Annotated in this window: 23 protein-coding genes; 12 read left to right on the top strand and 11 right to left on the bottom strand. The window is 67.9% G+C overall.

Going from position 1 to position 26,018, the window contains the following annotated elements; translation table 11 throughout:
* Together VLF18_RS16015 and VLF18_RS16010 are read right to left on the bottom strand one after the other, a co-directional pair.
* Nucleotides 1–2,607: hypothetical protein (locus VLF18_RS16015; RefSeq protein ID WP_325280631.1), on the bottom strand; the 2,607-nt coding region annotated here is incomplete at its 3' end.
* Nucleotides 2,608–2,815: 208 nt separating this feature from the next.
* On the bottom strand, nt 2,816–3,793 hold the full coding sequence (locus tag VLF18_RS16010) for a DUF4097 family beta strand repeat-containing protein (protein ID WP_325280630.1): 978 nt from the start codon (nt 3,791–3,793) through the stop codon (nt 2,816–2,818).
* On the opposite strand from VLF18_RS16010, the gene VLF18_RS16005 reads away from it, so the two are divergent.
* The 4 genes from VLF18_RS16005 to VLF18_RS15990 all read left to right on the top strand — a co-directional run bounded on the left by VLF18_RS16005 (nt 3,792) and on the right by VLF18_RS15990 (nt 7,908).
* The gene (locus VLF18_RS16005; RefSeq protein WP_325280629.1) at nt 3,792–4,817 is read left to right on the top strand and encodes a class 1 fructose-bisphosphatase; all 1,026 of its coding nucleotides are present in this window, start codon (nt 3,792–3,794) and stop codon (nt 4,815–4,817) included. The two genes, VLF18_RS16010 and VLF18_RS16005, sit on opposite strands and share 2 nt — an antisense overlap.
* Before the next feature lie 90 nt (nt 4,818–4,907).
* Entirely contained in the window at nt 4,908–5,954 is a 1,047-nt protein-coding gene (locus VLF18_RS16000; protein ID WP_325280628.1) for an SPFH and helix-turn-helix domain-containing protein, read from the top strand.
* A gap of 43 nt (nt 5,955–5,997) precedes the next feature.
* Nucleotides 5,998–7,101 (top strand): hypothetical protein, encoded by a 1,104-nt coding sequence (locus VLF18_RS15995; RefSeq protein ID WP_325280627.1) that lies wholly within the window; start codon nt 5,998–6,000, stop codon nt 7,099–7,101.
* A gap of 87 nt (nt 7,102–7,188) precedes the next feature.
* A complete protein-coding gene (locus VLF18_RS15990) occupies nt 7,189–7,908 on the top strand; it encodes a 2OG-Fe(II) oxygenase (protein WP_325280626.1) in 720 nt (239 codons plus the stop codon).
* A 79-nt stretch (nt 7,909–7,987) separates the two neighbouring features.
* Here VLF18_RS15990 and VLF18_RS15985 read toward each other — a convergent pair whose 3' ends face one another.
* The 3 genes from VLF18_RS15985 to VLF18_RS15975 form a co-directional block, all read right to left on the bottom strand.
* Entirely contained in the window at nt 7,988–9,313 is a 1,326-nt protein-coding gene (locus VLF18_RS15985) for a hypothetical protein (RefSeq protein ID WP_325280625.1), read from the bottom strand.
* 161 nt (nt 9,314–9,474) lie between these two features.
* Complete coding sequence (locus VLF18_RS15980; RefSeq protein ID WP_325280624.1) at nt 9,475–10,563, bottom strand: PA0069 family radical SAM protein; 1,089 nt, start codon at nt 10,561–10,563, stop codon at nt 9,475–9,477.
* 45 nt (nt 10,564–10,608) lie between these two features.
* The gene (locus VLF18_RS15975) at nt 10,609–11,214 is read right to left on the bottom strand and encodes a DUF4126 domain-containing protein (protein ID WP_325280623.1); all 606 of its coding nucleotides are present in this window, start codon (nt 11,212–11,214) and stop codon (nt 10,609–10,611) included.
* Between the two features lie 162 nt (nt 11,215–11,376).
* Between VLF18_RS15975 and VLF18_RS15970 the strand changes: the two genes are divergently transcribed.
* Nucleotides 11,377–11,682: a hypothetical protein gene (locus tag VLF18_RS15970; RefSeq protein ID WP_325280622.1), complete on the top strand. Its 306-nt coding sequence runs from the start codon at nt 11,377–11,379 to the stop codon at nt 11,680–11,682.
* Nucleotides 11,683–11,733: 51 nt separating this feature from the next.
* Here the strand turns inward: VLF18_RS15970 and VLF18_RS15965 are convergent, their stop codons facing one another.
* Nucleotides 11,734–13,785: a S9 family peptidase gene (locus VLF18_RS15965; RefSeq protein WP_325280621.1), complete on the bottom strand. Its 2,052-nt coding sequence runs from the start codon at nt 13,783–13,785 to the stop codon at nt 11,734–11,736.
* Between the two features lie 138 nt (nt 13,786–13,923).
* Here VLF18_RS15965 and aroE point away from each other — a divergent pair, with 138 nt between their 5' ends.
* The 3 genes from aroE to VLF18_RS15950 are packed head-to-tail and all read left to right on the top strand — an operon-like array spanning nt 13,924 to nt 15,440.
* A complete protein-coding gene (gene aroE / locus VLF18_RS15960) occupies nt 13,924–14,766 on the top strand; it encodes a shikimate dehydrogenase (RefSeq protein WP_325280620.1) in 843 nt (280 codons plus the stop codon).
* A complete protein-coding gene (locus VLF18_RS15955; protein WP_325280619.1) occupies nt 14,763–15,050 on the top strand; it encodes a YkgJ family cysteine cluster protein in 288 nt (95 codons plus the stop codon). The genes aroE and VLF18_RS15955 overlap by 4 nt, the downstream gene beginning before the upstream one ends.
* 21 nt (nt 15,051–15,071) lie before the next feature.
* Nucleotides 15,072–15,440: a VOC family protein gene (locus VLF18_RS15950; RefSeq protein WP_325280618.1), complete on the top strand. Its 369-nt coding sequence runs from the start codon at nt 15,072–15,074 to the stop codon at nt 15,438–15,440.
* A 30-nt stretch (nt 15,441–15,470) separates the two neighbouring features.
* Here VLF18_RS15950 and VLF18_RS15945 read toward each other — a convergent pair whose 3' ends face one another.
* Together VLF18_RS15945 and VLF18_RS15940 are read right to left on the bottom strand one after the other, a co-directional pair.
* Nucleotides 15,471–16,271, bottom strand: coding sequence for an alpha/beta hydrolase (locus tag VLF18_RS15945; protein WP_325280617.1), 801 nt, complete (start codon nt 16,269–16,271; stop codon nt 15,471–15,473).
* Between the two features lie 15 nt (nt 16,272–16,286).
* Nucleotides 16,287–16,811 (bottom strand): gamma carbonic anhydrase family protein, encoded by a 525-nt coding sequence (locus VLF18_RS15940; RefSeq protein ID WP_325280616.1) that lies wholly within the window; start codon nt 16,809–16,811, stop codon nt 16,287–16,289.
* Nucleotides 16,812–16,929: 118 nt separating this feature from the next.
* On the opposite strand from VLF18_RS15940, the gene VLF18_RS15935 reads away from it, so the two are divergent.
* Together VLF18_RS15935 and VLF18_RS15930 are read left to right on the top strand one after the other, a co-directional pair.
* Nucleotides 16,930–18,342: a coniferyl aldehyde dehydrogenase gene (locus VLF18_RS15935; RefSeq protein ID WP_325280615.1), complete on the top strand. Its 1,413-nt coding sequence runs from the start codon at nt 16,930–16,932 to the stop codon at nt 18,340–18,342.
* Nucleotides 18,343–18,370: 28 nt separating this feature from the next.
* Entirely contained in the window at nt 18,371–19,933 is a 1,563-nt protein-coding gene (locus VLF18_RS15930) for a winged helix-turn-helix domain-containing protein (RefSeq protein ID WP_325280614.1), read from the top strand.
* Here VLF18_RS15930 and VLF18_RS15925 read toward each other — a convergent pair.
* From VLF18_RS15925 to VLF18_RS15915, 3 genes are all read right to left on the bottom strand, one after another.
* On the bottom strand, nt 19,930–21,042 hold the full coding sequence (locus VLF18_RS15925) for a serine hydrolase (RefSeq protein ID WP_325280613.1): 1,113 nt from the start codon (nt 21,040–21,042) through the stop codon (nt 19,930–19,932). The genes VLF18_RS15930 and VLF18_RS15925 overlap by 4 nt on opposite strands.
* Before the next feature lie 88 nt (nt 21,043–21,130).
* Nucleotides 21,131–21,502 carry a hypothetical protein gene (locus tag VLF18_RS15920; RefSeq protein WP_325280612.1) on the bottom strand — a complete coding sequence of 124 codons (372 nt, stop codon included), beginning with the start codon at nt 21,500–21,502 and terminating at the stop codon, nt 21,131–21,133.
* A 71-nt stretch (nt 21,503–21,573) separates the two neighbouring features.
* A complete protein-coding gene (locus VLF18_RS15915; RefSeq protein ID WP_325280611.1) occupies nt 21,574–23,349 on the bottom strand; it encodes a patatin-like phospholipase family protein in 1,776 nt (591 codons plus the stop codon).
* A gap of 114 nt (nt 23,350–23,463) precedes the next feature.
* Between VLF18_RS15915 and VLF18_RS15910 the strand changes: the two genes are divergently transcribed.
* Both VLF18_RS15910 and VLF18_RS15905 read left to right on the top strand, forming a co-directional pair.
* Nucleotides 23,464–25,506, top strand: a complete 2,043-nt coding sequence (locus VLF18_RS15910) for a M3 family metallopeptidase (RefSeq protein WP_325280610.1) — start codon at nt 23,464–23,466, stop codon at nt 25,504–25,506.
* A gap of 140 nt (nt 25,507–25,646) precedes the next feature.
* Nucleotides 25,647–26,018 (top strand): exodeoxyribonuclease III (locus tag VLF18_RS15905; RefSeq protein ID WP_325280609.1); only part of this gene is annotated, 372 nt, incomplete at its 3' end.

Raw genomic sequence — 26,018 nt, 5'->3', positions numbered from 1 at the left:
GCCATCCCAGCAACCGCCGGCGCTACGTTCTTCCATGTTGACGTCGTTCTGGAAGGTCATGGTCAGCGGGTTCTCGCTGGACGGCAGGACAACGGCCGGCGAGATCAGGCGCTGATCCGAAGCCGTGGTGATGTCCGTGGCAAGCCAGGACTTCGTCGGCGAGAACGGACGTGCCGTGCTGACGGCCCAGGTCGACGCGCCGGTGCTGCCCGTCGTCGTCCAGCCGGTCGTTGCACCTTCGATGTCGTCGGTGAACACGGTGTTGACGACCTGCGTCTCGTCGCAGTCGCCGAGGGCCGGCTGGGTCTTGAACGTGAACACCGGCGAGTTCGTGCTGGCGCCGCAGATGTTGCCGCTGCGCACGCGCCAGTAATAGCGCGTGTTCGAGTTCAGCGCCGGCGTGACGGTCGCGCTGGTGCCGCCGCCTGCGACGGTCTGCGTGAAGACGATGCTCGTGAACCCGGCGTCGGTCGCGACTTCGACGACGTAGTCCTTGGCCTGCGTCGAAGCCGACCAGCTCAGCACCGGCGTGAACGCGACGCCGACGGCGTTGTCGGCCGGCGAGGTCAACGCGGGCACGCTCGGCGTCGCCGTGGCGACGGTCACGTTGAGGTTGGCCGTCTTGGTCGTCGCACCGCTCGTGCCGCTGAGACCGATCGTCTGCAGGCCGGGCGCCGCGGTGTTGGCGACGCTCATCGCCACCGTGCTCGAACCCGGCGGCGTGACCGTCGTCGGCGTGAAGCCGCCGCTGAAGCCGGTCGGCAGCGCATTCGCGAAGGCGAGATTGACCGGCGTGACGAAGCCGCTGACCGAGCCGACGTTGACCGTGACCGGCGTCAGATTGGCCGTGCCCGCCGCCGTACAGACTTCCTGCGACAGGTTCGTACCGTTGACGGTGAAGGTCGGCGTGCCGCAGGCGTCGAACTTGAACGAACCGATGCGCGTGCCCTTGGTCGTCGAGGGCATGTATTCGCCGGTGAACCAGAAGGTACAGCCGTCGACCGGATCGACGCCCATCTGGAAGTAGTCACCCCAGCGCTCGTTGCCGTGATTGCCGGAGCCGGCGATCAGCGTGGTTTCCGGCGTCGTCATCGTGCCGAGCGGATCGCTCGACAGGCGGCCGACGTAGCCCAGCGCCGGGAACAGCGCCGGCGACTGGCGCACCATCGAATAGGCCATCGCGATGTTGCCCGAGGAATCCATCGAGATGCCGGCCATCCAGCGGTCGATGCCATCGTGCGGTGACGCGGCGCCGGCCCAGGTGCCTTCCTGGTACAGCGTCCACGGATTCGCGATGCCGCCGACGCGGCGCAGTTCGAACCAGCGGATGCCGCCGGTGTCGTTGCCGTCGATGTCGGTGACGAGATTGCCGATCAGCGATTCATAGCTGCCGAAGTTGCGGTAGGCGAGACGATTCATGACCGGCTCGCGCAGCGGGTCGAGCTTCTGGCCGCTCGGCTGCGGGAACGCGTTGAACGCGGTCAGGCCGTTGAGGTTCGAGCTGAACTCGGCGATCGGAATGTTGACCGGGCCGCTCAGCACGGTGTTGGCCGGCGTCGTGAAGTCGACCGCGAGCTGGTACACCTCGAGGAAGTCCTGCGTCGGGTTGTTCGAGCCCGAGTTGTGCGACTCGTCGTCGCGGTGACGCATGAAGATGCCGCGCGCGCCGGCCGGCGGCGCGTCGATGCCGTCATGGTCGGCCGGCGTCGTCATCTGGAAGCCGAAGCCCGCGAGATTCGGAATCGTGACGCGCTGGAACGTCGCCGGCTGACCGGCGAGCATCTTCGTGCGGTCCATCGCGTAGACCGGACGCGCGCCGCTCGTGCCGGACTCGTTCGCGCCGACGTAGTACGCATCGCCCCAGACGCCGTACTTCGGATAGTCCGGGAACGCCGGCATGGTAAAGGTGTACTTGTACCAGGTTACCGTCGGCGCCTCGAGGTTGTCGGTGTCGCTGACGTAGACGCAGAGCGAACGGCCCGACTGGGTCGAGAACTCGGTCAGCACCCAGCGGCTGGCCAGTTCGTCGAACAGCACGATCGGATCGCCGAGGCCGGACGCGCAGGCGCCGGTGCCGCCGAGCGAGACCATCGAGAAGCTGCGCACGAAGCTGCCGTCGGACTTGCGGTAGATGCGAACTTCGCTGCCGCCGCTGCCGTTGACGGACTGCACGAAATGCGTGGTGCCGACGTCACCGGTCGGATCGGGCGGCGAGGCCTGCGAGGTGCTGCCGGCGACGTTGATGATCGGGGTCGTGAACGTGTTGCCGCCGCGCGTGGGTTCGGTGAACTGCAGCGGTACCAGCGGATCGTTCAGGTCGACCGGATTGACCGGGGTCGGCGCTTCGTTCGGCTTGTATTCCCAGTGCTGGCGCGGAATCTCGACGAGCGAATCGCCGGGACGCCAGTCGCGCACGGGCGGCAGGTCGGCCATGTTGACGCGGACGATATCGGGAACGGACACGCCGAGTGCTTCGGCGCCGCGGACGTAGCGGATGCCTTGGGCATCGACGCCGATTTCCGGCTTGTAATCGGACTTCTGCGCCAGTGCGGCGCCGGACAGCGCGAGCGCAAGCGCGCAGCAGAGACTGTTGCGTAGCAATTTCACAAGGAACCTCCCGACACTCGAAGAAGAGCGTGCAGCGTCTGCGCGGCATGCCCGCCTGACCAAACCCCAGTCTGGTGCGCACGGTTGATGACTCCCGCTACCGTGCGACCGAGTTCGATTCATACCACAGACTGAATCCGTAATAACAGTGGCGCATACGCTTGTAGGCGGTCGCTATATCCGCCTTAACGTCGGCGTCACGAACCGATCAGCGCTGCGGGGCGATCTCGACCGGGATCAGGTACACGTCACCGGTTTCGCTGGCGACGTCGATGTGCTGGCTCGCACCGCCGCGGCGCAGCTGACCGTGCCGCCGCTCGCCGCCGGCCTCGCGCAGGTCGAGCGGGACATTGCCGGCGATAGTGCCGGCAGTCTCGACATCGAGGGCGATCTCGCCGTACAGGGGTACCTCCAGGAGGATGTTCCCCGTGCGGGAGCGGACCTTCAGTGGCTTCTTCCATTTGGCCTGGGTCGGAAACACGCGCAGCTCGCCGCTGTCGGTCGACGCATCGATCGAGCCGCCGCCGGCGACCGCAAGGCGCCCGTCGCGAGTGCGCGCGACGACTTCGTTGTTCACCCGACGCACTTGCACGTCGCCGTAAGTCGTCGTGACTTCGAGATCGGGACCGGACGGCACGAACATGCCGAGGTCGACGCGCCCCTTGCGGTAACCGTTGACGAGCTTGTCGGTGCCGTGACGCTTGTCGGAGGCGTAGCTGACCTCGACGACGGCGGTGTCGCCGTCGACGCGCATCTGGATGTCCGGTTTTTCCGGCGTCGCGCCAATCAGCTGCACGACCTCATAGGCGCCCAGCGTTCGGTTGTCGATCGGCTTCACGCTGACACTGCCATGCGGGTTGTGGATGCGTACGCGCTTCACGGTGTCGGGAAGCTGCAGGTCGCGCTTGAGACGCTCGATCGAATGCGGCGGCGGTTCCGCTGTCGTCTCTGTCGCGTCCCGGCGCGGAGGTGCACTGCTGCAGGCGCTGAGACCTGCAACGGCGACGAGACCAAACAAGAGGACGGAGGTGAGCTTGACGCTTTGCATGAGGCGATCTCGTCTTCGAGGCTTAGCCGCTGACCATACCATCGAAGGGAGAGGCTGCCGACCCCGGTCCGCGCGCGCGTGGACGCCGCGGCATCCGAGCCGCGACAATCGGCGTTTCCCTGCCGCCGCGCCAGCCATGTCTCCGAACCGACCGATCTCCCTGACGCGCTTTCTCATCGAGGAACAGCGCGCGCACCAGCACATCAACGCCGACCTGCGACTCCTGATCGAAGTCGTCGCGCGCGCCTGCAAATCGATTTCCATCGCCGTCGGCAAGGGCGATCTCGGCGGCCTGCTCGGCGAAGCCGGCAGCGGCAATGTGCAGGGCGAGGCGCAGCAGAAGCTCGACGTGCTGTCGAACGAAATCCTGCTCGAAGCCAATGCCTGGGGCGGCCATCTTGCCGGCTGCGCGTCCGAGGAAATGGACGATCCGCACCCGATTCCGGACGTCTATCCAAAAGGCAACTACCTGCTGCTGTTCGATCCGCTCGACGGCTCGTCGAACATCGACGTGAACATCTCGGTCGGCACGATCTTCTCGGTGCTGCGCTGCCCGGACGGCGTCACCGAGCCCAAGGTCGAGCACTATTGCCAGCCCGGCGCGACCCAGGTCGCCGCCGGCTATACCGTGTACGGCCCCAGCACGCTGCTCGTGCTGACGCTGGGCCACGGCACGCACGTGTTCACGCTCGACCGCGAGCTCGGCAGCTTCACGCTGACGCGGCGCGACGTGGAGATTCCGGCCGACACGAAAGAGTTCGCGATCAACATGTCGAACCAGCGCCACTGGGAACCGCCGATGCAGCGCTACATCGAGGATCTGCTCGCCGGCAAGGAAGGTCCGCGCGGCAAGGACTTCAACATGCGCTGGGTCGCCTCGATGGTGGCCGACGTGCACCGCATCCTGACGCGCGGCGGCATCTTCATTTATCCCTGGGACCGCAAGGATGCGGCCAAGCCGGGCAAGCTGCGCCTGATGTACGAAGCCAATCCGATGGCCTTCATCGTCGAGCAGGCCGGCGGCCGCGCGACGACCGGACGCGCACGCATTCTCGACCTGCAGCCCACCGCGCTGCACCAGCGCGTGCCGGTGTTCCTCGGCTCGCGCAACGAGGTCGACGCGGCGACGCGCTATCACGTCGATTTCGACGCGGCGCAATAAGCGCGACGCGGGGCCGGCCGCCGCGCCGGCCTCGCAACTCGGCAGGAAATGCCGGCTAGAATCGGGCCTCCCCGTCCGCCGGAGCGCGCCATGAGCATCCTCGATTTCATCAAGAGCGAACTGCTGGAGATCATCGAGTGGACCGATGATTCGCGCGACACCCTGTCGTACCGCTTTCCCGACGACGACAAGGAAATCAAGAACGGCGCGCAGCTCATCGTGCGCGAATCGCAGATGGTGCAGTTCGTCGCCGCGGGCAAATACGCCGACGCGTTCGGCCCGGGCAAGCACACGCTGACCACTGAGAACATCCCGGTACTGTCGACGATCCTCGGCTGGAAATACGGCTTCAATTCGCCGTTCAAGTGCGACGTCTATTTCGTCAACACGCGGCTGTTCACCGGCAACAAGTGGGGCACGTCCAACCCGGTCATGATGCGCGACCGCGACTTCGGCGTCGTCCGCCTGCGCGCGTTCGGCACCTACGATTTCCGCATCGTCGATGTGCCGAAGTTCCTCAAGGAAGTCGCCGGCACCGACCAGAACTTCCGTCTCGACGAGTTCGCCGACACGATGCGTTCCCGCCTCGTCAGCGTGTTCACCGAGGCGCTGGCTACCGCACAGGTGCCGGCGCTCGACGTCGCGTCGCGCTATTCGGAACTCGGCGAGGCGCTGCTGCCGATCATCAATCCGGCGATGACCGGCAAATACGGCCTCGAGATCACGAGCTTCGTGCTGGAGAACGTGTCCGTACCGCCGGAAGTCGAGCAGGCCATCGACAAGCGTTCGAGCATGGGCGTCATCGGCAATCTCAACGACTACGTGAAATACCAGATGGGTGTCGGCATGGGCCAGGGCGGCGAGGGCGCAGCCGCGGCCGCCGCGCCGGCGCAGATGGCGATCGGCTTCGGCATGGCGCAGGAGCTCATGAAAGGAATGCAGGGCCCGGGCGCGTCCGCCGCGGCGCCGGCGGCCTCGGGCATCGACGTGCTCACGCCGGAACAGGCGGCGCAGGCACTCGGCGTGTCGGTCGAAGACGTCATGGCCTCGATCACGGCGGGTGAGTTGAAGGCCCGCAAGATCGGCAATGCGTATCGCATCGCGCGCGCCGCGCTCGAAGAATTCCTGCGCGGCTGATCGCGACGCTGCCGGCTCTTTCACTTCCGATTTCCGGATACGCATGAGCAACGCGACCGTCGCCAAGCACCCCTGCCCGGAATGCGGTGGCGACTTGCAGTGGAATGCGGCGAAGCAGGCGCTGGTCTGCCCGTACTGCGGCACGACCGTCGCGTGGACGCCGGCGCAGGCGGCCGATCCGGGAACGGCCGTCATCGAGCAGGATCTCGAGACCGCGTTGCGCAATCCCGCAGTCAATCGCGACTGGGGCGCTCAGCGGCGCGAGGTGCAGTGCCAGAGCTGTCATGCGATCTCGGTGTTCGTCGACGGCCGCGTCGCGCAGCGTTGCGACTTCTGCGGCTCGCCCTCGATCATCGCGCACGAATCGCAGAAGGACGCCATCACGCCGCAAAGCCTGCTGCCGTTCAAGATCAGCGACGGCCAGGTGCGCGACCTGATCCGGCGCTGGTACGGCACGCGCTGGTTCGCGCCCGACAAGCTCAAGCGTGCCGCGCTGACCGACACGCTCCACGGAGTCTATCTGCCGTACTGGACCTTCGACGCGCACGTCGACGCGCGCTGGACGGCCGACGCCGGCTACTACTATTACGAGACCGAGACCTATCGCGACGCGCAGGGCAACATGCAGCGGCGGCAGGTGCGGCACGTGCGCTGGGAACCCGCCGCGGGCGAGCTCGCGCACTTCTTCGACGACGAACTCGTGCCCGGCACGGCTGGCGTGCAGCCGGACCTGCTCGCCGGCATCGAACCGTTTCCGACGACGACCGATCTCAAGGCCTATTCGCCGGAATTCGTGCGCGGCTGGACGGTCGAGCGCTATCAGGTCGATCTGCGCAAGGCGTCGGAGTTGAACCTCGCCGACATGCAGGACCAGGTCCGCGCGCTCTGCAGCGCCGAGGTGCCTGGCGACACGCAGCGCAACCTCGAGGTCGACGCGCGCTATCAGGGCCGCACGTTCAAGCACGTGCTGATGCCGGTCTGGCTCGTCAGCTACACCTACGGCTCGCGGCGCTTCCAGATCGTCGCGAACGGCTATACCGGCACGATCGCCGGCAAGCATCCGTATAGCTGGGTCAAGATCTTCTTCGCCGTACTGGCCGCACTGATCGTCGCGGGCGTGTTCTTCTATCTGATCGAATCGCAATAAGCGCACGGCATGCCGGCCGCGGGCGCGCTTGCGCGCGCGCCGGCCCGCATCGATCATCGCGGATCTGTTCCCGCGACGGCGCCCGCCATGCAGCAACCGGATTTCATCGAGGTCTACGACGACGCACTCGACCGCGAGACCTGCGTCGCGTTGATCCGCCGCTTCGAAGCCAGCGGCAAGGCCGTGCGCGGCCAGACCGGCGGCGGCGTCGACACGACGCTGAAGGACAGCTGGGACATCTGCATCAGCGATCACGCCGAGTGGAACGATGTGACGGTGCGCTTCAACCAGGCCGTCATGGCCGGTTTCAAGGACTACCTGCGCCAGTTCGCGCATGCCGCGCTCGCGCCGTTGCAGCTCAAGGTGCCCGATCCCGCTACCGGACAGCACAAGCCGCTGGACGCGAAAGCCGTGGCCGAACTCGACGACCGCACGCTGACCGCGATCGTCATGAAGGTGTTTCGCCCGGGCACGATCAACATCCAGAAATACATCGCCGACCAGGGCGGTTATCCCTACTGGCACTGCGAGCTGTATCCGAAGCTCGCCGACAACGCCGAGACGCTGCACCGCGTCGTGCTCTGGACGATCTACCTCAACGACGAATTCGCCGAAGGCGAGACCGAGTTCTATTACCAGCAGCGCAAGATCGCGCCGAAGACCGGCTCGCTGCTGATCGCCCCGACCGCCTTCACCCACACGCATCGCGGCAACATGCCCAAAGGCGGCAACAAGTACATCGCCACGAGCTGGATCCTGTTCAACCGGTCGGAAGTGCTGTTCGGGCAGCCCGCGGGAAAGAAGTAATAGAGGTTAGTAGGTAGCAACCAGAGGAACGCGCGGACGTCCTCTAGCCACTACCTGCTCCCCTCTGGTTTCTTGCTTCTCAGTTCACATGCCGCGCCACCGTCATGAGCCCGAACATCGTCGTCGGGTCGACGGTCTTGAGCGTCGTGCCGGCCGTGACGATGCGGCTGCCCGGATAGAGCTTCACGCCGCCGTTGGAGCTGCTCTCGTAGCCGTAGCTGAAATCCGCCCAGCCGCCGCCGAGGTAGCCCACGTCGAGCACGCCGCTGCTGCGCAGGCGCATGACGAACGCCTTGGAGAAATTCGGACCGGTGCCGGTCGGCGGCGCATCGAGGTGCTGGCCGACCATGATCGGCCGCTCGCGTTCGTCGAGGATCAGGTCGGTCACCGTCACGCCGCCGCCGCCGAGGTCCTGCAGGAATTTACCCGAGACGCCGAAGCCGGGATCGAGATTGCCGTCGGGCTTGAGACCGGCCGCGCCGGCGAAGCAGTAGGCGAAGCCCGTGGTCGCATCCGGTTCCTTGCAGACGCTGCCGCCGATCACGAAGCGGCCGTCCTTGCGCAGTGCGATGCGGCGGCCGAAGTCGTCGCCGCCGAAATCGATCGTGCTGAAGCCGCCGAGACCGAAGGTCGCATCGGGCGTGCCGTCGTAGCGATAGCGCGCGGCGACGAAGTCGTAGCGCTCGCCGGGCTTGGCGCTGCGGCCGGCGACGACGATGCGGCCGTCCGGCTGGAACGTGATGCAGGTCAGACGATTGCGCGCGCCGACGCCGGTCCAGACGCGCGAATACGCGATGCCGCCGCTGCCGAAGCCGGCGACGGGCGCACCGCCGAGCGTCAGCTCGACGACGACGAAATCGAAGTTGCCCGTGACCGGATGGCGCGTGCCGGCGGCCATGCCGAGATAGTTGCCCCACTGTGCGATGTCGAACACCGGATAGATGTTCGCGCCGACCGTGAAGCTCGCGACGCCGCCGGCGCCGAACCAGGTTTGCGGCGCGCCGGCCGTGTCGAACGCATAAACGTATAGTTTGTCGTCCGCCGCGATCATCTGGTACAGCGTGTCGCGATGCATCGTCAGCGCGCTGTACATCGCGACATTGGCCGGCGGTGCCGCCGGCGTGACGATGCCGCCGCTGCCGAAGGAAACATCGAGATTGCCGTCGGGTTTGTATTTCGCGAGTACCGGCCGGATGACGCCGGCCGTCGTGCTCGTGCCGGCGGTATAGACATAGCCGTCGCGGTCGACGACGAGATCGTCGGCGCCGGCCAGATCTCCATAGCTCGTGCGGCGGATGCCGCCCGCGCCGAACGTGGGATCGAGTTCGCCGGGCACAGCCGCCGGCGCGGCCGGCGCGCCGCAGGCGAGCGCGAGCGCAAACAGAAAGGCGTTCAGGGATTTCATCGGTTTCCTCCGTTGCGTGAACCGTACGACGCCAATACGCAATGCGGAGCAGTTTGAAGACATGCCGGCGACGCGTCCGCGGCCGGGCCCTCGGTCGGCTCGTGCGCGTTGTTCACTTTCGCGCGTGATCCAGTTCGCGAATGTGCTGCGTGGCCGCGCGCTCAGCCGAACAGCTCGCCTTGCGGCGACGGCGCGCGCGGCGGCGCGAATTGGCTCACGTCGAGATCGAGATTTGCGCGCCGTCGGATGCCGTGCTTCTTGCAGGCCAGCGTCAGGCGATTGCGGATGAGTTCCGCGAATGGCCCTTCGCCGCGCATGCGGAAGCCGAAGCGCGGCTCGTTGAGTTCGCCGCCGCGGATGTTGCGCAGCACGTTGAGCACGTGCTGCTTGCGTTCGGGATAGTGCGTTTCGAGCCAGTCTTCCCAGAGTTGCTTGAGTTCCCAGGGCAGGCGGACCACCGTGTAGCCGGCGCTGAGCGCGCCGGCCGCGGCGGCCTGCTCGATGATCGCTTCGATCCAGATGTCGGTCAGCGCCGGGATGATCGGCGCGACGTTGACGCTGGTCGGGACGCCGGCGGCCGAAAGCGCGCGGATCGCCTCGATACGCCGGTGCGGCGCGCTCGCGCGCGGTTCGAGCCGGCTGCTCAGACGGTTGTCGAGCGAGGTGACGCTGACGAAGACATGCACGAGGCGGCGCTTGGCCATGTCCGCGAGAATGTCGATGTCGCGTTCGATCAGCGCGTTCTTCGTGATGATCGTGCACGGATGGTTGCAGGCGTTCAGCACCTCGAGGATCTGCCGCGTGATGCGATAGCGCCGCTCGATCGGCTGGTAGCAATCGGTGTTCGCGCCGAGGTTGATCGCGCTGCAGACGTAGCCGCGTTTCGACAGGTCCTTGCGAAGGATCTCGGCCGCGTTGGTCTTCGCGAACAGCCTCGTTTCGAAATCGAGCCCGGGCGACAGGTTGAGGTAGGCGTGCGACGGGCGCGCGTAGCAGTAGGCACAGCCGTGCTCGCAGCCGCGGTAGGGATTGATCGACGCGTCGAACGGCACGTCGGGCGAGGCGTTCGTCGATACGATCTGCCGCGCGCGTTCCTCGCTGACGGTCGTGCGCGGCGGCGCAGCGGGCTCGCCGTCGTGATACCAGCCGTCGTCGACGGCTTCGTGCGTGGTGACTTCGAAGCGGCCGGCCGGATTGTCGCGGCTGCCGCGGCCCTTGATGCGATCGGGTTTGTCGAGCGAGGAAGGCATGGCGCGGCAATCTGCGGGCGTGCTGTCGCAGAATCTGCGAAGCGGTCAGGCCGTCGCGGCTCCGCCTGCCGGACCGCGCAGCCGGTGCCAGACGCGGCGCAGCGCGCGCCAGAGCTTGGGCAGCAGCCAGGCCGCGAGCAGCAGGAACAGGGCGAGCAGCCCGAGGAACAGCCACGGATAGTTCCAGATCAGATAGAGCCCGCCGAGCAGGGTCAGGTCTTCGCCGAAGCTCGCGCCCCAGTTCGTGAACGGTTCGGGCGAGGTGTTGATGATCGCGCGCGTGCCGGCCTTGGTCAGGTGGGTGCCCGAGCTGATCGCGCCGCCGAGCAGGCCCGCGGCGAGCTGCACCGCCGGCGTCGCCTCGTGGAATACGCCCCAGGCGAGCAGCGCGCCGGCTGGAATCCGCACGAACGTGTTGAGCGCGTCCCAGACCGAATCGAACGCCGGCACCTTGTCGGCGAGGAATTCGCCGACCGCAAGAATGCCGGCGACCCAGAGCACCCAGTCGTTCTGCAGCAGCTGCAGTCCCGACGGTAGCGTGATGACCTCGAATCGACCGAGCAGACCGACCAGCAGCACGGCCGCATACAGGCGGAAGCCGCTGGCCCAGGCCAGCCCGCCGGCCAGTGCGAGGGATTGCAGAGCGTCCATCGTCGCGAACCCGTCCGTCGTCGTTCAGGCCACGATACTCGCGCCGGCGCGGCGCGGCTTCAAGCGGCGGACCGGTTCGCGGCATTCGCCGACCGGCGACGCGGCGTCGACGGACGCGTGCGCTATGATCGCCGCGGCGCGGGAAAGTGAGGGAGCTGTCGCATGCGTTTCGTCTGGTTGCTGCTGATGATTGCCTCGATCGCGTTCGCGATCATGACGCGCAGTCCCGGCATGCTCGCACTGGCCTTGTTCGTCGCCTTCGTCAGCGGGCTCTGCACGGTGTTCACGTTTGCTGCCGCGCGCATCGAATCGACGTCGCGCCCCGATTCGGCGCTGCTGACGCCCGAAGTGCTCGCCGCAGTCCGCGCGCGCGGCGCACAGCAGCGCGCCGCGGCCGGTCAGCCGCAGGCACCGCCGTCGCTGCCGCCCGCGCGACCGGCCGCACCGCCGCAACCGCCGCGGCAATAATCCGTTTGCCGAGAAGCCGGCGCCGCATCGCGACGCCGGCCTCGTATCGCCTTACTTCTTCACGTCCTGCGTGTGCGTCTTGAGCGCGTCGGCCAGGCCGGGCACGCCGGCCGCGCCGTCGGGCACGCTGATGCTCGATCCCTTGAAGTCCTCGCCGATCGGCTGCATGCGGCCGCCGAGGCACTGCGACAGGAAGCCTTCCGCGACCGCATTGAACGCCTTGCTGTTGGCCGGCCGTGCGAAGCCGTGGCCCTCGTCCGGGAAGAGGACGTAGGTCACCGGAATGTTCTTCGCCTTCATCGCCTTGACGATCTGGTCGCTCTCGTCCTGCTTGACGCGCGGATCGTTCGCGCCCTGGCCGATCAGCAGCGGCTTCTTGATCGCATCGACGCGCGACAGCGGCGAGCGGTCGGCGAGCAGCTTCTTGCCCTCCTCGGTACGCGGATCGCCGACGCGCTTGGCGAACTGCTCGAAGAACCCGGCCCAGTACGGCGGAATCGTCGCGAGCAGCGTGTTGAGGTTCGACGGACCGACGATGTCGACGCCGCACTTGAAGGTGTCCGGCGTGAAGGTCAGGCCGACCAGCGTCGCATAGCCGCCGTAGCTGCCGCCCATGATCGCGACGTCTTCCTTGCGCGTGATCTTGCCGTCGACGGCCCAGTTCACGGCGTCGATGAGATCGTCGTGCATCGTCGTGGCCCACTGTCGGTCGGCCGCGGAGATGAAGGACTTGCCGAAGCCGGTAGAGCCGCGGTAGTTGACGCTGAGCACGGCGTAGCCGCGATTGGCGAGCCACTGGTGCGTGCCGATGTAGCCGTATTCGTCGCGCGCCCAAGGACCGCCGTGGACCAGCAGGACGAGCGGCGCGGGCTTGTCGGCCTTGCCGTCCTTGTTCGGATCCGATGCCGGCGGCAGCGTCAGATAGCTGACGAGCGTCAGGCCGTCGCGCGACGTGATGAGCTGCGGCCACATCGGCACGAGCGGCTTGCCGTCGAGCTTCGGACGCGCCGAGAACAGCTTCTCGATCTTGCCGCCCTTGCCCGCTTCCCGTGTGTAGCGGTAGTAGACCGCTGGCTGCTCGGCCGCCGTGTAGGCGATGATCCAGTGCTTGTCGTCGAGGCTGCGCGAGTTGACGAAGAAAGTGCCTGGGCCGATGCCGCGCAGCGTGTCGAGGTCTTTCGCGATCGCCGGGTCGAGCGCCTTCCATTCGCTGCGCTCGTAGTTCACCGCGACGGCCTGCGCGACACCGGTCTTCGGATCGGCGAGCACCGCATTGCCGATGTCGGCGCGCTTGTCTTCGGCGACGACGGTCTTCTTGCCGCTCGCGACGTCGATCGCGAACAGCGCGGCGGTGTCGCGGCCGCGCGAGTCGGCGATGTACTGGGTCTTGCTGTCGGTGGTATAGCTCAGCGGCGCGGTCAGCAGGCTGTCCTCGAACGGAATGTCGCCGACCTTCTTCCAGCCGCCCTTGCCGTCGGGTTCGAGCAGATCCTGGCCGCCGTCCTTGCGCTGCTTCTGCGCCTGGCGCACCTTCAGGTCCGGATCGGCGAAGTAGACGACGATCTCGTGGTCGTTCTTCTGCACGAGCTCGCGCTTGCCGTCGGCGAGATTGACCTTGTAGAGGTCGTGCCATTTCGCATCGCGGTCGTTCATCGCGATCAGCACGTGATCCGGATGCAGGTGGCTGCCCTGCACGAATTCCGCGCGCGTCTTCGGATACGGCGTGAGGTCGCGCTTGACGCCGCTGCCGACGTCGACGGAAAACACGTGGAAATCTTCGTCGCCGCCGGTGTCGCGCAGATACAGCAGCGTCGCCGTGCGATAGCTCCAGAAATAGTTGCGGATGCCGCGCGCCTTGTCGTCCGTGACGGCCTTGGCCTTCGACGGATCGTCGGCCGGCGCGACCCAGATGTTCAGCACGCCGTCGAGCGGCGCGACCCAGCTCAGGTACTTGCCGTCGGGGCTCATCTGCACGGCAATCTTTTCTGGATTACCGAACAATGCATCGCGCGGAATGAGTTCGGGTTCGCCGGTCGTCGACTGCGCGAACGAGGGCGCGGTACAAATGGCCGCGATCGCCGCGGCGAGAACAATTCGGGTCATGCGCATCGGTGTTGCCTCCATGCCTCAGGGATCGACAGAGTCCACTGCGCCGCGCCGCAAGACAACCGGCCAATGGTCATGCGCTTGGCGCGCAGCCGTACGTGGCACGTAGAATGGCCGCGACCCACGGAGATCTCCATGAGCGCAAGTCCGCAGCGTCATGCCGTTTTCGGCCATCCGATCAATCATTCGCTGTCACCCGCGATCCACCGCCGCTTCGGCCAGCAGACCGGTATCGAGCTGCGCTACGACGCGATCGACGCACCGCCGGAAACCTTTGCCGCACAGCTCGATGCGTTCCGCCGCGACGGCGGCGGCGGCGCGAATGTGACCTTGCCCCTCAAGACGCTGGCGTTCGAACGCTGCGCCCAGGTGTCCGACTATGCCGCGCGCACCGGCGTCGTCAATACGCTGGAACCGCTGCCCGGCGGCGGCTGGCGCGGTCACAACACCGACGGTCCCGGCCTGATCGCCGATCTCGCGGAACGTCATGGCCAGGACCTGCGCGAGCGCGACCTGCTGCTGCTCGGCGCCGGCGGCGCGGCACAGGGCGTCGCGTTCGCATTGCTGGATGCCGGCGTGCGCTCGCTGACGATCGCGAACCGCAACGCGGAGCGCGCCGACGCGCTCGCCGATCGCATCGGCGAGCCGGGCCGCGTGCACGTGCGCTACTGGAACGACCTGCGCAACGCCGGCAGCTGGGACTTCATCATCAACGCGACCTCGGCCGGCGTGCAGGGCGAAGCGGTCGACCTGCCGTTCGCGATCGTCGCAACACGTGCGCTCTGCTACGACCTGTCCTACGGACGCGCCGCGACGGCGTTCCTCGCCTGGTCGCGCGCGGCCGGCGCGGCGCACGTGTTCGACGGACTCGGCATGCTCGTCGAACAGGCCGCCGAAGCGTTCGCGATCTGGCACGGCCGGCGTCCCGATACCGATGCCGCCCACGACGAGCTGCGCGCGAAGCTCGACGGCGCATGACCGCCGTAGCCATGACCTGCCGGCCGCGCTGCGGCGCCTGCTGCATCGCGCTGTCGATCTCCTCGCCGATTCCGGGCATGCCCGCGGGCAAGCCCGCCGGCGTGCGCTGCGTGCAGCTGACCGACGACAACCGCTGCGCGATCTTCGGCAGTCCGGAGCGACCGGAAGTCTGCGGTCGCCTGCGGCCCGAACCCGAGATGTGCGGCGACAGCCGCGAGCATGCGCTGCGCTGGATCGCCGAACTCGAAGCACGGACATCGCCGCGTTCCGTGCCGGCAGACTGAGACGACATAGCGAGGACGCCGATGGCAATCACCGCGCTCGTGCCGCAATTGCGAACGACGGATCTCGCGTCGTCGCTGCATTTCTACATCGACAGGCTCGGCTTCGAGCTGGCGTTCCGGTACGAGGATTTCTACGCCGGCGTGCGCGCGGGCCCGCAGCTGTTCCATCTCAAGCAGTGGGAAGAGATCGATCCGTCCATCCGCTATGTGGATGACGCCGATCATTTCCATCTGTACTTCCAGACCGGCGATCTCGAGGCAACCGCAGCCCGGCTCTCGGCGCAGGGAATCGCGTTCGTCCGCCCGATTCACGAGACGCCCTGGCAGACGCGGGAATTCGTGATCCACGACGATCAGGGCCACACGCTGTATTTCGGCGAGCCGCAGTAGCCAGCGACCCGGCCGACTCTCCGCGCGTGGCTAGCCGATCCCGCCGTCGGCAAGCCAGCGGCCGACCGCGTCGAGCACGAACTCGGCGCGTTCGCGATGCGGCACGTGGCCGGTATCGCGAAGCACGTGCAGCGTCGCGCGCATCCGGACGAGCGCCGCGATGCGCGCGGGATGCCGCGTCGAGCCGTATTCGTCCAGGTCGCCGTGCAGCACGAGCGCGGGGCAGCGCACGCGGGACAGATCGTCGTCGAGCGTCCAGCCGGCGAAATCCGGACCGAGCCAGCTGTCGATCCAGGCGGACAGCACCCAGGCGGCCTTGTCGCCGTGATATTTCGCGAGTCGATCGCGCTGTCCCGGCCGTGCGAATGCCTGCTGCGCGTCGCGGATGCCCTGCACGGTGCGGTCTTCGACGAACGCCTGCGATGATTCCGTGATCAGCGCGACGCAGTCTGCGGCATGCGCCGCCGCGCAGCCGGCGGCCATGCCGCCGCCGACGCTGTGGCCAAAGGCGACAAATGCACGAATGTCCAGCTGTTGCCTGACGGACACGAACGCCGCGCGTGCCTCGTCATGGATGAAGTCGCGGCTCAGGCGTCCCGGGTGCGGGTCGGAACGGCCGAAGCCGAGGCGGTCGTAGGCGAGGACATCGCGACCCGTCGCGAGCGCGAGCCGTTCCGGAAAATCGCGCCACAGCTCGACGCAGCCGAGCGAATCGTGAAACAGCACGATGGGCGCGGTCGCCGGAACGGCGTCGCCGGCGCGCCAGCGCTTCGCGAAGAGGCGGCCCCGGCCGGTATCGACGAACTGCTCGGTGACGCGGGCCGCGCGCATGGCCGGCCGGTACGCTCAGGCGTAGTCGTTCTTGAGTTCGACGTACTTCTCGGCCGAGTAGTACAGCCGCTTGATTTCCTCGTCGCTGAGCTTGCGCGCGAATCGCGCCGGATTGCCGAGCCAGAGTTCGCCTTCGCCGACGACCTTGCCCGGCGCGACGACCGCACCGGCGCCGACGAAACCGTGCCGGCGCACGATCGCGCCGTCGAGCACGGTCGCGTGCATGCCGACCAGGCAGGCGTCCTCGATCGTGCAGGCGTGGATCACGGCGGCGTGACCGATCGTGACGTCGTCGCCGATGTGCGTCGCGAAGCCGCCCGGCGTATACGGGCCGTCGTGCGTCACGTGGACGATCGCGCCGTCCTGCACATTGGTACGCGCGCCGATGCGGATGCGCTGCACGTCGCCGCGGATCACGGTACAGGGCCAGATCGAACTGTCGGCACCGATTTCGACATCGCCGACGACGACGGCGGCGGGATCGACATACGCGGTGTCGGCGATGACGGGCAGGATGCCGCGATAGGGACGCAAAGCCATGGGAGATAGCGCGCAATGAGGGAGGCGGAAGCGTAGCGCGGCAAGGCGGCCCGGCCAATTGCGACAAAGGTGTCAAACGAGCGTTTACCCGCGGCCAAACCCGACTACTATTGCGCGCATGGACACCGCCGCCCGCCCGCCGTCGCTCAACGTCACGCTCGCCGAACTGCGCGATGCCTGGAATGCCCACCGTCCCGACTACGCCCAGCGCATGGACGATCTCGCCCGGCTGCGGGCAGCGTTCAAGCAGCGGCTCGACGGCCTCGTCGATGCGATGAGCGCGGACTTCGGCCGGCGCTCGCGGCACGAGTCGCGGCTGACCGACGGCATGACGGTGCTGCACGAGATCGACCTCGTGCGCAGCAACCTGCGACGCTGGATGCGCCCGCGCGCACGCCAGGTCGACTGGACCTTCCTGCCGGCAGGTGCCGAAATCCGCTGTCAGGCGCTCGGCGTGGTCGGCATCATCGCGCCCTGGAACTATCCGGTGAACCTCGCGCTGATTCCGCTGGTCAGCGCGATCGGCGCCGGCAATCACGTGATGTTGAAACCGTCCGAGTTCACGCCGCGCACGTCGCAGGCGATGGCCGAGCTGCTCGCGGACGTGTTTCCGGCCGACCGCGTCGCGATCGTGCAGGGCGATGCGAATGTCGCCGCCGAATTCGCGGCGCTGCCGTTCGACCATCTGCTGTTCACGGGTTCGACGCCGGTCGGGCGCAAGGTCATGGCCGCCGCCGCACCGAACCTCACGCCGGTTACGCTCGAGCTCGGCGGCAAGTCGCCGGCCATCGTCGCGCCGGGCTATCCGATCGCCACCGCCGCGGCACGCATCGCCGCCGGCAAGCTGCTGAATGCCGGACAGACCTGCATCGCGCCCGACTATGTGCTGCTGCGACGCGAAGACCGCGACCCGTTCATCGCGGCGCTGCGCGACTACGTCACGCGTCACTATCCGAACCTGCGCGAGAACCCCGACTACACGAGCATCATCAACGCGCGGCAATACGCACGCCTGCAGGGACTGACCGACGAGGCGGCGCTGCGCGGCGCGCAGGTGCTGACCCTGCCCGACGCGGCCGCGCACGACATCGACGCACGCGTGTTCGCGCCGACCGTCGTCGTCGACGCGCCCGAGGACAGCCGCGTCATGCAGGACGAGATCTTCGGACCGATCCTGCCGATCGTCACGGTGGAATCGGTGGACGCAGCGATCGACTACATCAACGCGCGGCCGCGGCCGCTCGCGCTGTATCACTTCGACCACGATCGCAGCCGCACGCGCCACGTGCTGGAAAGCTGCGTCGCCGGCGGCGTCAGCGTCAACGATTGCATTTACCACAATGCGCAGAGTGAACTCCCGTTCGGCGGCGTCGGGCCGTCGGGCATGGGGCACTATCACGGCCACCACGGCTTCCTGACGTTTTCCAAGCAACTGCCGGTGTTTCGCCAGGCGCGCTGGAGTTCGCTGTCGCTGCTGCGCCCGCCGTACAAGGGTCTCGCCGATTTCGTCACGCGCTTCCTGACGCGCTGAGCCGCCGCGGCATCGGCGGCGTCCGCGCATGAGCGCCATTGCGTACCGTCTCGACGACCTGACGATCGATCTGCGCCGCCGCCACGTGCGGCGCGGCGACACCCCGCTCGACCTCGTCGGGCTCACGTTCGACGTGTTCGCCTATCTGCTCGCCCAGGGCGACCGCGTCGTCGGCTTCGACGAGCTGATCGCTGCGGTCTGGGCGCCCGCCGTCGTCGGCGAGGAAACCGTGACGCAACGGATCAAGCTGCTGCGCCAGGCGCTGTCCGACGACGGGCGCAACCCGCGCTACGTGCGTTCGGTCCGCGGCAAGGGCTATCAGCTCTGCAGCGTGCCGCAGCCGATCGAGGCGACCGCAACCGTCCCGCCGCCGGCCGTATCGGCGCGGGAGCTGCGCTGGCCGCTGTTGCTGATCTCATTGCCGCTGATCGCCGTCGCCGTGCTGTTCTGGCAGCGAAAGCCCGTCGCGCCGCCGACCGAACGCGACGAACAGCTGCAGCGCGCGCGCTACTACGCCGGCATCGGCCAGAAGGACGATATCGAGCGCGCGATCGCGCTGTATGAAGCGCTGCTCGCGCGCGACGCGAACGACCGCGCCGCGCAGACCGGGCTGAGTTTTGCGTACAGCACGCGCGTCTGCCTCTACAACGACGCGCCGGTCTGGGCCGACCGCGCGCAGGCGCTCGCCGACCGCGTGCTCGCGGCGGAACCGCGCAACAGTCTTGCGGAAGCCGCGCTCGGTTATGCATTCGACTGCCGCGGCGCGATGGACGAGGCGATCGCGCACTATGAGCGCGCCGTCGCGCTCGATCCGGCCGCGCGCATCGACAGCGCCGCGTCGCTGGCCTACCTGTACATGGTGCGCGGCAAGCTCGCCGAGGCGCTCGCGCGCCATCTCGAGGTAGAGCGGCGCGCGGCGGCGCGGCCGCGCTTTCTCGATATCCAGATCGCGCGCAATCTCGAACTGCTCGGCGAGACCGCGGCGGCCGAGCGGCGCTACGCCCGCAGCTTCCGGCTGTACCCGGACAACGTCTATTCGAATGCCGCGTGGCCGCGCTGCCTGTTCCTGCAGGGCCGCCTCGGCGAAGCCGAGACCGCGCTCGGGCAGGCGCGCCAGCGCAGCGAGCATCCGGAACTCTATCTGCTGCAGGCCGAACTCGCGCTGCTGCGCGGTCATGCGGAACAAGCATCGAGCGCGTTTGCCGCGGCGGCGCGGCTGCGTCCGCATGCGAGCTGGCCGCAGACGCTCGCGCGGCTTCATGCGGCATCGCCGCCGGAGGCCGACTGGCTCGCCGACCGCGCGCGCCGGCTCGCCGAGGAGTCCAAGCCGGGCGGTTGGCCGGAAAACCGGCTCGAACTCGCGGTCGTGCAGATCGCGCGCGGCGACCGGCCCGCAGCCATCGACGCCGTGCGCGCCGCCATCGACGACGGCTGGCGCGACCGCGCATATCTGCAGACCTCGGCGCTGTTCCGGCCGCTCGCCGGCGAACCGGCGTTCGCCGCACTGCTCGACAATCTGGCCCGACGCGTCGCGCGCGACCGCGACGGCGCGCGTGACGCGATTGCCGCGGCGGCCGCCGACCCGCGCTAGCGCGCCGGCAGCGCCGCGAGCACGTGCTCGCGAAACAGCGCCTGCGAGCGCGGATGCGACTCGCGCTGGTTGTAGGCAGTGCTCGTGACTACCGCAACGAGATCGAACTGCGGCGCGACGAACACGTAGTTGCCGCCGTTGCCGGACATGGCCCAGATCCATTCGTCGCGTCCCAGCACCGGGAAGCGGAAGCGCCAGAGCTGATAGCCGTATTCGGTGTTCTCGCGCGGCACGGCGCGCGGCGTCAGCATGGCCGCAATCCACGTTGCGGCGATCACCGGCTTGCCCTGCCAGCGGCCCTGGTCGCGCAGCAGCTCGCCGAACTTCGCGATGTCGCGCGTGCGATAGCGCGTGCCGCCGCCGCCCATGCCGACGCCTTCGGACGACCGGTTCCACTGCACCTGCGCAATGCCGAGCGGCTGCTCCAGCGCTTCGCGCGCGAACTGCGCGAGCGGCTGCTTCGTCGCGCGCTCGACGATCGCACCGAGCAGAAAGGAGCCTGCCGTGCAGTAGGAGAACGCGCGGCCGTAAGGACTGCTTTCGGGACGCGGCGTCCACGGCGCATAACCGCGCAGCGGCAGGTTCAGCGCGAACGCCGTCCAGTTTTCGCTGACGTACATGCGTTCCTCGTTGCCGCTCGAGAACGAATTTTCGTCGTCGCATTCCCAGGCGCTGCTCATGGTCAGGAGGTCCTGGAGCGTCATCGCGGCCTTGCGCGCGTCGAGGCCGCGCGCCGGGACGAGACCGCGGAAAAACGCGTAGACCTTCGCCGTGTCGCCGGCGATGCGGTCGCGATCGACGGCGGCGCCGACGAGGAGCGCGGTCAGCGTCTTCGTCGCCGAGCGCATGTCGTTCAGGCGTGCGCGCTCGCCGCCGTTCGCATAGGTTTCAAGGAGGAGCCGGCCGCGGTGCGCGACGAGCACGCTCGTGATGCCGGCGTGGCTTTTGTCGGCGAGCTTCACGGTGAGCGCGTCGAACAGTGCGGTGTTCCAGCCCGAGGCCGCCGCGTCGGCGACGGGCCAGCCGTCGTGAAGATCCTCGGGTGGGAGGTAGGCGGCGGCAGGAACGGCGGACAACGAAAACAGCAGTGCGACAACGAAACGCAGCATGGTGGACTCCGACGGAAGGACGGGTCGCAGCCTGCCGGCTGGCGCAATGAAGCGCCGGAAACGCGAATGAAGATTTATGAAAGCGGCATCAATCGTCTTCGCCGCGCCCGGCCCGGCGCACGAGAACGCCCGTGACCACGGCGAATATGCCGGCGTAGACGAGCAGCGCGCCGCGGTCGCCGTTCGAACGGCCGCTGCCGAACGCGAGCGCGACGAAGAGCAGCGCGAAGGCGCCGAAGAAGACGATCCGGCCCGACAGGAGCACGCCGATCGGAACGCGGTCCGGCAGCGCGCGCAGGCAGAAGAAAGCGCCGGCCACGAGAAATACGAGACCCATCAGAACGCTGGTCGCGTCCACGGCGTTCGCGTCCGACCCGAGCCCGCGCGCAACGAGCAGCGCGACGACCCACAGGGCGCAGAGCAGGAGCCCGATGCCCCAGACGAGGTAACCGTAGTGCATACGTCCTCCGTCCCGCCGACGATGAGACGCGCACAGTCTGCGCGGGGCCGCAGACCGCGGCAACGTTCGCCCTACAGCAGCGGCGTGTCGTCCGCGAGCGCATCCTTCTGTCCGCCGATCTCGCGCAGCGCGTACTGGTAGCCGAGTTCGATCGCGCGCTCGTAGGCGGTCCAGTCGAGCAGGCCGACGCCGGTCACGGGCGGCGCGAGCAGCAGGCTGGCCTTGGCGCGGCGGTCGGCGTTCGCGGCCTTGGAATTGACCATGCCCGCGCGCAGCAGAATGCTGACGACGCCGGGCCGTCGCGGCCGGCGCAAGCGGTCGAGCAGAAGCCGCCAGCCGTGCGGCGACGCGTATTCTTCGACGCCGGCATGCAGCACGTCGTCGGCGCCGATATCCACGCCGATGACGTCGCCGACCGCCTGCTCGCGCATGACGTCGGTCGGCATGTTGTTGATGACCGCGCCGTCGACGAGCACCTGACCGTCGTGGAAGACCGGCGGCAGCACGCCGGGAATCGCCGAACTCGCGCGCAGCCAGTACCAGAGCGATCCGGCGCGATGCGTCACGGCGTCGCCGCTCGTGAGGTTGGCCGACACCGCGAAGAACGGCAGCGCGAGGTCTTCGATGTGGCGCTCGCCGAACGCGTCGCGCAGCAGTTCGGAAACGCGGCGGCCGGCGGTCATCGCGACGAACGGAAAGGTGTAGTCCGACAACGGTCGGCCCGCGACGAACGCGCGCCGATAGCGTTCGATCATTTCCTCGTCGCTCCAGCCGGCCGCGACGCCGGCGCCGATGATCGCGCCGATGCTCGTGCCGCCGACGGCGTCGATGCGGATGCCGGCCTCGCGCAGTGCGCGCACGACGCCGATATGTGCGAAGCCGCGCGCGCCGCCGCCGGACAGCACGAGCCCGAGACTGCGGCCGGCGATCAGCCGCGCGATGCGCTCGACATCGTCGCCGCCGCACCAGTGATGCAGGCGCGCCCCGGGCGCAGCGGCCAGCCACGCCGCGCCGCGTCCCCAGCCGATCTCGGCGCGCGCGTGGCGCAGTACGAGATGGCGCGGCCGGTGCAGCGCCTGTTGCGCACTGAGGCAGGCGCGCTCGGGCCAGACCGAGGGTTCGCCGGCGGCGTCGGCCAGCAGGATCAGCGCGTCGGCCTGGCGCACGCAGAGTTCGCGCCAGTCGTCGTTCGCGCTGCCGGCGAGATAGATCACGAAGCGCGAAGCGGCTTCCTGCGCGGCGAACCATGCGCTGGTCTGGTCGGCCGCATCGCCGGCCTGCAGCACGCGGCAGCTGCCATAGAGGCTCAGCGACTGCTCCAGCGCGCGCGCGAACGCCTGTGCGTCGATGCCGGCGTCGTGCGGCAGCAGCGCGAGCGTGCGCGGCGAGGACACGAGATCGCCGGTGCGCCGCATGAGCAGGCGCTCGACCGCGACACGCGCGGCTTCGAGCATCGCGGTCGGCTGGCGTTTCACGAGCGCATCGAACGCGGCGCGCGACAGGCGCAGCAGCTCCGAGTCGCGCAGCGCGCGCACCGTCGCCGAACGCGGCTGGTCGACGATGAGTCCGAGTTCGCCGACGCTCTCGCCGGCTGCGATCAGGCCGATGCGCTGCTCGACGTCCGAATCGTCGCGCCGGCGGAACGCGCCGAGGCTGCCGGAGCGCAGCACGTAGAGCGCGTCGGACGTTTCACCGGCTTCGAACAGCGTGGAGCCGCCGGGCAGCACGAACCACTCGAGCGCGTGTTCGAGCGCGGCCAGCTCGTCGTCGGCGAGATGCCGGAACAGGGTCGAGCGGCGCAGCAGTTCGCGCACGGGCTGCATCGTCGGGATATCGGCGGCACTCATGGCGCCATGCTACGCCGAGCCCGCCGCTTCCCGTGCACCGCGGGCCGTATCCGCTTGATTTTCCGGTCGCGCCGCTACACCTTGGCGATTCGACTCAACGGCCGGAACACTGCGATGGATGCGACCAACCCTCTGCTCGGCAACAGCGAACTGCCGCCGTTTTCGGAAATCCGGCCCGAGCACGTCGTGCCGGCGGTCGAGCACATCCTCGGCGAATACAAGGCGGCGATGGAAGCGCTCGCGACATCGACCGGCGCGCGCGATTTCGCGAACACGCTGCTGCCGCAGGAATACTGGGACGAACGTCTGGACCGCGCCTGGGCGCCGGTGTCCCACCTCCACTCGGTCAAGGACAGCGAAGCGCTGCGCAAGGCCTATTCGACGGCGCTCGAAGCGATCACCGAGCATTCGACCGAACTCGGACAGAACCGCGAGCTCTACGCGGCCGTCGACGCGGTCGCGCGCGACGGCGCCTTCGCCGCGCTGCCGCGGCCCGCGCGCACGCTGACCGAGCATGCATTGCGCGATTTCCGCCTGTCCGGCGTCGCGCTCGAAGAACCGGCGCGCTCACGCTTCAAGACCATCGCGAACGAGCTGTCGCGGCTGTCGACCGAATTCGAGGAAGCCGTGCTCGATGCGACCGAAGCCTGGTCCGAGCACATCGTCGACGCCGCCGCACTGGCCGGCGTTCCCGAATCGGGCCTCGCCGTGCTCGCGGCCTATGCGAAGGAAGCCGGGCACGACGGCTGGCTGGTGACGCTCAAGCAGCCGAGCGTGCAGGCCGTGCTGACCTATGCCGAGGACCGCGCGCTGCGCGAGCGTCTCTACACCGCTTACTCGACGCGCGCGTCGGACCAGGGTCCGAGCGCCGGCCGCTTCGACAACACGGCGCGCATCGAGCAGATCCTCGCTCTGCGCCACGAGGCCGCGCAGCTGCTCGGGTTCGCGAACGCGGCCGAGGAATCGCTCGCGACGAAAATGGCGGCGACGCCGCAGAAAGTGCTCGATTTCCTCGACGATCTCGTGCGCCGCGCGCGACCGGTCGCGCAGCGCGAGTTCGACGAGTTGCAGGAGTTCGCGCGCGCCGAACTGGGCATCGCCGAACTCAGGCCCTGGGACGTTTCCTATGCCTCGGAAAAGCTGCGCGAGCGCCGCTTCCAGCTCAACGAAGAAGAACTCAAGCCGTACTTCCCGCTGCCGGCCGTCATTACCGGGCTGTTCGGCATCTGCGAACGCGTGTTCGGCATCCGCTTCGAGCGCCGCGACGGCGTGGACGTCTGGCACGACGACGTGACGTTCTACGACGTGTTCGACGCGCAGGGCCAGTGCATCGCCGGCGCCTACGTCGACCTGTATGCGCGCAGCGGCAAGCGCGGCGGCGCCTGGATGGACGTCTGCCGCTCGCGCTTCCGCGACGAGGCGGGTCTGCACAAGCCGATCGCCTGCCTGACCTGCAATTTCGCACCGCCGACCGCGACGACGCCGTCGCTGCTGACGCATGACGACGTGTTGACGCTGTTCCACGAATTCGGCCACGGCCTGCATCACCTCCTGACCGAGATCGACTACCCGAGCATCTCGGGCATCAGCGGCGTGGAGTGGGACGCGGTCGAGCTGCCGAGCCAGTTCCTCGAGAATTTCGGCTGGCAGCGCGAGACGCTGGACCTGTTCGCGCGCCACTACGAAACCGGTGCGCCGCTGCCGCAGCCGCTGTTCGAGCGCATGCTCGCCGCGCGCTATTTCCAGGCCGGCATGTATCTCGTGCGCCAGCTCGAATTCGGCGTGTTCGATTTCCGCCTGCATCTGTACTTCGATCCGGCGCGCGGCGCGCGCACGCTCGACGTCATGCAGCAGGTGCGCGAGGAAGTCGCCGTCGTCATTCCGCCGCCCTGGCAGCGCTTCTCGCACAGCTTCACGCACATCTTCGCGGGAGGCTACGGCGCGGGCTACTACAGCTATCTCTGGGCCGAGGTGCTGTCGGCCGACGCGTTCTCGCGCTTCGAAGCCGAAGGCGTGTTCAACCGCGCTACCGGCGATGCGTTCCGCCGCGAGGTGCTCGCGGTCGGCGGATCGCGTCCGGCGCTGGAGAGCTTCGTGGCATTCCGCGGGCGCGAACCCGACGCCGCCGCGCTGCTGCACAGTTACGGTCTTGAATGAAGTGAATTAGAGGGGAGGGCTTAGTGACCAGAGGAAAGCTCCACCTGCTTCTCTGGCTGCCAACCCCTTTCCTCCAGTTTCTGCCATGTGCACCGCCCCCTTTTTTGGGGCCCGCCGCCCACGCTGCTAGACTGCCGCCCATGAAAATCGCGTCCTGGAACGTCAACTCGCTCAACGTGCGCATGCCGCACCTGAAGCAATGGCTCGCCGCCGCGCAGCCCGATATCGTCGCGCTCCAGGAAACAAAACTGGAAGACGCTAAATTTCCAGATACGGAAATTGCGGCGCTCGGTTACCGCTGCGTCTTTTCGGGACAGAAGACCTACAACGGCGTCGCGCTGCTGGCCAAGGACGCGATGCCCGAAAACATCGTCACCGACGTCAAGGGCCTCGACGACCCGCAGCGGCGCATCCTGATCGCCAGCGTCGGCGACCTGCGCATCGCCAATCTCTACGTCGTCAACGGCCAGGCCGTCGGCAGCGACAAATACTCCTACAAGCTCGACTGGCTC

The organism is Tahibacter sp., from assembly GCF_035481375.1.
GTDB lineage: Bacteria > Pseudomonadota > Gammaproteobacteria > Xanthomonadales > Rhodanobacteraceae > Tahibacter.
The sequence above is the reverse complement of the archived record's forward strand: the minus strand, read 5'-3'. Positions and strand labels throughout refer to the sequence as shown.

Excerpts from the sequence above, each read along its gene's own strand:
- VLF18_RS16005 (WP_325280629.1), top strand. The coding sequence starts at position 3,792 with ATGTCTCCGAACCGACCGATCTCCCTGACGCGCTTTCTCATCGAGGAA.
- VLF18_RS16010 (WP_325280630.1), bottom strand. The coding sequence starts at position 3,793 with ATGGCTGGCGCGGCGGCAGGGAAACGCCGATTGTCGCGGCTCGGATGC.
- VLF18_RS16000 (WP_325280628.1), top strand. The coding sequence starts at position 4,908 with ATGAGCATCCTCGATTTCATCAAGAGCGAACTGCTGGAGATCATCGAG.
- VLF18_RS15995 (WP_325280627.1), top strand. The coding sequence starts at position 5,998 with ATGAGCAACGCGACCGTCGCCAAGCACCCCTGCCCGGAATGCGGTGGC.
- VLF18_RS15990 (WP_325280626.1), top strand. The coding sequence starts at position 7,189 with ATGCAGCAACCGGATTTCATCGAGGTCTACGACGACGCACTCGACCGC.
- VLF18_RS15985 (WP_325280625.1), bottom strand. The coding sequence starts at position 9,313 with ATGAAATCCCTGAACGCCTTTCTGTTTGCGCTCGCGCTCGCCTGCGGC.
- VLF18_RS15980 (WP_325280624.1), bottom strand. The coding sequence starts at position 10,563 with ATGCCTTCCTCGCTCGACAAACCCGATCGCATCAAGGGCCGCGGCAGC.
- VLF18_RS15975 (WP_325280623.1), bottom strand. The coding sequence starts at position 11,214 with ATGGACGCTCTGCAATCCCTCGCACTGGCCGGCGGGCTGGCCTGGGCC.
- VLF18_RS15970 (WP_325280622.1), top strand. The coding sequence starts at position 11,377 with ATGCGTTTCGTCTGGTTGCTGCTGATGATTGCCTCGATCGCGTTCGCG.
- VLF18_RS15965 (WP_325280621.1), bottom strand. The coding sequence starts at position 13,785 with ATGACCCGAATTGTTCTCGCCGCGGCGATCGCGGCCATTTGTACCGCG.
- aroE (WP_325280620.1), top strand. The coding sequence starts at position 13,924 with ATGAGCGCAAGTCCGCAGCGTCATGCCGTTTTCGGCCATCCGATCAAT.
- VLF18_RS15955 (WP_325280619.1), top strand. The coding sequence starts at position 14,763 with ATGACCGCCGTAGCCATGACCTGCCGGCCGCGCTGCGGCGCCTGCTGC.
- VLF18_RS15950 (WP_325280618.1), top strand. The coding sequence starts at position 15,072 with ATGGCAATCACCGCGCTCGTGCCGCAATTGCGAACGACGGATCTCGCG.
- VLF18_RS15945 (WP_325280617.1), bottom strand. The coding sequence starts at position 16,271 with ATGCGCGCGGCCCGCGTCACCGAGCAGTTCGTCGATACCGGCCGGGGC.
- VLF18_RS15940 (WP_325280616.1), bottom strand. The coding sequence starts at position 16,811 with ATGGCTTTGCGTCCCTATCGCGGCATCCTGCCCGTCATCGCCGACACC.
- VLF18_RS15935 (WP_325280615.1), top strand. The coding sequence starts at position 16,930 with ATGGACACCGCCGCCCGCCCGCCGTCGCTCAACGTCACGCTCGCCGAA.
- VLF18_RS15930 (WP_325280614.1), top strand. The coding sequence starts at position 18,371 with ATGAGCGCCATTGCGTACCGTCTCGACGACCTGACGATCGATCTGCGC.
- VLF18_RS15925 (WP_325280613.1), bottom strand. The coding sequence starts at position 21,042 with ATGCTGCGTTTCGTTGTCGCACTGCTGTTTTCGTTGTCCGCCGTTCCT.
- VLF18_RS15920 (WP_325280612.1), bottom strand. The coding sequence starts at position 21,502 with ATGCACTACGGTTACCTCGTCTGGGGCATCGGGCTCCTGCTCTGCGCC.
- VLF18_RS15915 (WP_325280611.1), bottom strand. The coding sequence starts at position 23,349 with ATGAGTGCCGCCGATATCCCGACGATGCAGCCCGTGCGCGAACTGCTG.
- VLF18_RS15910 (WP_325280610.1), top strand. The coding sequence starts at position 23,464 with ATGGATGCGACCAACCCTCTGCTCGGCAACAGCGAACTGCCGCCGTTT.